Origin of the sequence: Mesorhizobium sp. M1E.F.Ca.ET.063.01.1.1 (assembly GCF_003998155.1) — a bacterium.
GTDB lineage: Bacteria > Pseudomonadota > Alphaproteobacteria > Rhizobiales > Rhizobiaceae > Mesorhizobium.
Genome location: NZ_RZSC01000818.1, coordinates 1 through 2,524 on the forward strand (window position 1 = coordinate 1; position 2,524 = coordinate 2,524).

Annotated in this window: 2 protein-coding genes and 1 pseudogene; all 3 read left to right on the plus strand. The window is 66.0% G+C overall.

Annotation, left to right across the window (positions count from 1 at the left end; genetic code table 11):
• Positions 1-838: ABC transporter ATP-binding protein (locus tag EOA29_RS32780; protein ID WP_145969938.1), on the plus strand; the 838-nt coding region annotated here is incomplete at its 5' end.
• Entirely contained in the window at positions 838-2,148 is a 1,311-nt protein-coding gene (locus EOA29_RS32785; protein ID WP_189479063.1) for an extracellular solute-binding protein, read from the plus strand. The genes EOA29_RS32780 and EOA29_RS32785, both read left to right, overlap by 1 nt.
• A pseudogene (locus tag EOA29_RS32790) lies at positions 2,148-2,524 on the plus strand (sugar ABC transporter permease); the annotation flags it as partial. The gene EOA29_RS32785 and the pseudogene EOA29_RS32790, both read left to right, overlap by 1 nt.

Genomic DNA, 2,524 nt, shown 5'->3' on the forward strand with positions numbered 1-2,524 from the left:
CCCGCAGATGACGGTCGCCGAGAACATCGGCTATCCGCTGTGGATCCGCGGCACGCCCGAAGCCGGGCGAAAGGCCAAGATCGGCGAGGTCGCCGCCATCCTCGAAATCGGCCATCTGCTCGACCGACGGCCGCGCCAGCTCTCCGGCGGGCAGCGCCAGCGCGTGGCGCTGGCCCGCGCCATCGTGCGCGACCCGGCGGCCTTCCTGATGGACGAGCCGCTGTCCAATCTCGACGCGCGGCTGCGGCTCACCATGCGCGGCGAGATCAAGCGGCTCTGCCAGCGCCTCAGCGCCACCACCATCTACGTCACCCACGACCAGGTCGAGGCCCTGACGATGGCCGACCTCGTCGCAGTCATGCATGGCGGCGAGCTGCAGCAGATGGCGCCGCCCATCGACATCTACGACCGCCCGGCAAACCGTTTCGTCGCCACCTTCGTCGGCAACCCGCCGATGAACATCCTGCCGGCTGCGCTTGGCGAGCAAGGCGTGATCGCCGGCGGCAGGATCGTGCCGTTGGAGCGAACGCGGCTCACCCAATGCCGCCTGGCCGAGATCGTGGAGATCGGGCTGCGCCCGGAAGACTGCAGCGTCGCCCAGCCGGGCGAGCCGGGCGCGCTGCCCGGCGAAATCTATGTCGTCGAACCGATGGGCAACGAGACGCTGGTCAATGTCCGCCTCGAAGGCGGCAACGTCTCGGTACGGGCCGGCCGCGATTTCAGGGGCGCGGTCGGCGAAAGCATCGGCGTCGCCTTCGACCCGGCGAACGCCTGTTTCTTCAATGCGGCCGGCCTCACCGCCGTCCACAGGGTCAACAGCAATGGGAGAGAGAAATGATGCATTCCAGCAGACTTACTCGCCGCTCCGTCATCAAAGGCGGGCTCGGCCTGGCTTTAGCCACCACGGCCCTCACCACGCTCGGCTTGCCTATATCCGCCAGGGCAGCCGGCAAGAAGGTCATCATCGGCGCCTTCGCCGATGGCGGACTGACGCCGTTCAAGCAGAAGATCATCCCGCTCGCCAAGGAGCAGGGCTTCGACATCGAGTTCCTCGAGGATGAATATGGCGTGACGCTGGAGAAGTGGTTCGCCGACGCCCAGAGCGGCGCCGGCCAGTACGACCTCTATCTGCTCGACGATCCATGGGTGCCGCAGTTCGGCGCCGCCAACGTGCTCGAGGATCTCGGCGCCGGCGGCATCGACGGTTCCGACAAGGACTGGATCGGCTCGATGATCGACATGGGCTACTGGCCGCCGCAGAAAGGGCCGCGCGTCAAGGGCTTCGAAAGCGCCAAGCCGACACTGATCTGCGTGCCCTTCGTCGGCGACCTGCAGACGCTCACCTACCGCAACGACGTCTTCACCGACGGCGCGCCCAAGACCTGGGACGATGTCATCGCCAAGGGCAAGGAAGGAGTGGCGGCCGGCAAGATCAAGTACCCGGTCGTCTTCCGCGGCGTCTCCGGCAACCCCATCGTCACCAGCTGGTATCCGGTCTTCCTGTCGTTCGGCGGCTCCTTCTTCGACGACAAGTGGAACCCGATCTTCAATTCAGCGGAAGGCAAGGCATCGGCCGATTTCTTCGTCGGCACGATGAAGCAGAACGCGCCGAACGGCGTGGTCGAGTTCGATTCCGACCAGGAAGGTGCGGCGATCCTGGGCGGCGATGCCGGCGCCATCATCCAGTATTCGGGCAATGCGCTGAAGGCCGACGATCCCGCCCAGACCAAGGTGGCGGGCAAGCTCGATTTCGGCGTCGTGCCGAAGCAGCAGTCGGCGATCGGCCAGATGGGCATCTTCATCGCAGGCGTGCCGAAATCGGCGCCCAACAAGGCGAACTCGATTGAGTTCCTGAAATGGTACGTCAGCGCCGAAACCCAGGCCAAGCTGTCGGAAGCGGGCTCGATCCCGGTCAAGCGCAGCGCCTTCGGCATCGCCAAGCCGGGCAACCGGCTGATCCCGGTCGCGCTGCAGCAGCTCGACGCCGGCTCGCTGCCGAGGCCGCGCACGCCGGACTGGGCGAAGGTGGAGGAACTGCTCGGCATCGAGCTCAACAAGGCGCTGCAGGCCGGTTCCGGCGGCGGCGCCGCGCTCGACACAGCCGCCAAGCAGGTCAAGGACTACCTGACCACGGCCGGTTACTACTGATGCGCGCAGCAGCGCAGGCGCGCAAATATCGCCTGCAGGGGGCGGGGCTCGACCTCGCCCTCCCCTATCTCATGCTGGCGCCCGGCCTGATGATCGTGCTCGGCGTGCTCGTCTATCCGCTGTGGGATGGGCTGCGCGCCAGCACAAGAGCCTATCGTTATGGCTCGCCGGTCGCCGATGTCGGCTTCCAGAACTATGTGCATCTGTGGAGCGACGGACAATTCCTGAATTCGCTCTGGGTCACGGTGAAGTTCGTCGCGCTGTCGGTATCCTTCGAGGCCGTGCTCGGCTTTGCGCTCGCGCTGTTTTGCCTGCGGGAGTTTCAGGGCATCCGCCTGCTCAGGACCGTACTCATCATTCCGATGGTGGTCACGCC

Coding starts and splice junctions, on each gene's coding strand:
- EOA29_RS32785 (WP_189479063.1), top strand. CDS start 838: ATGCATTCCAGCAGACTTACTCGCCGCTCCGTCATCAAAGGCGGGCTC.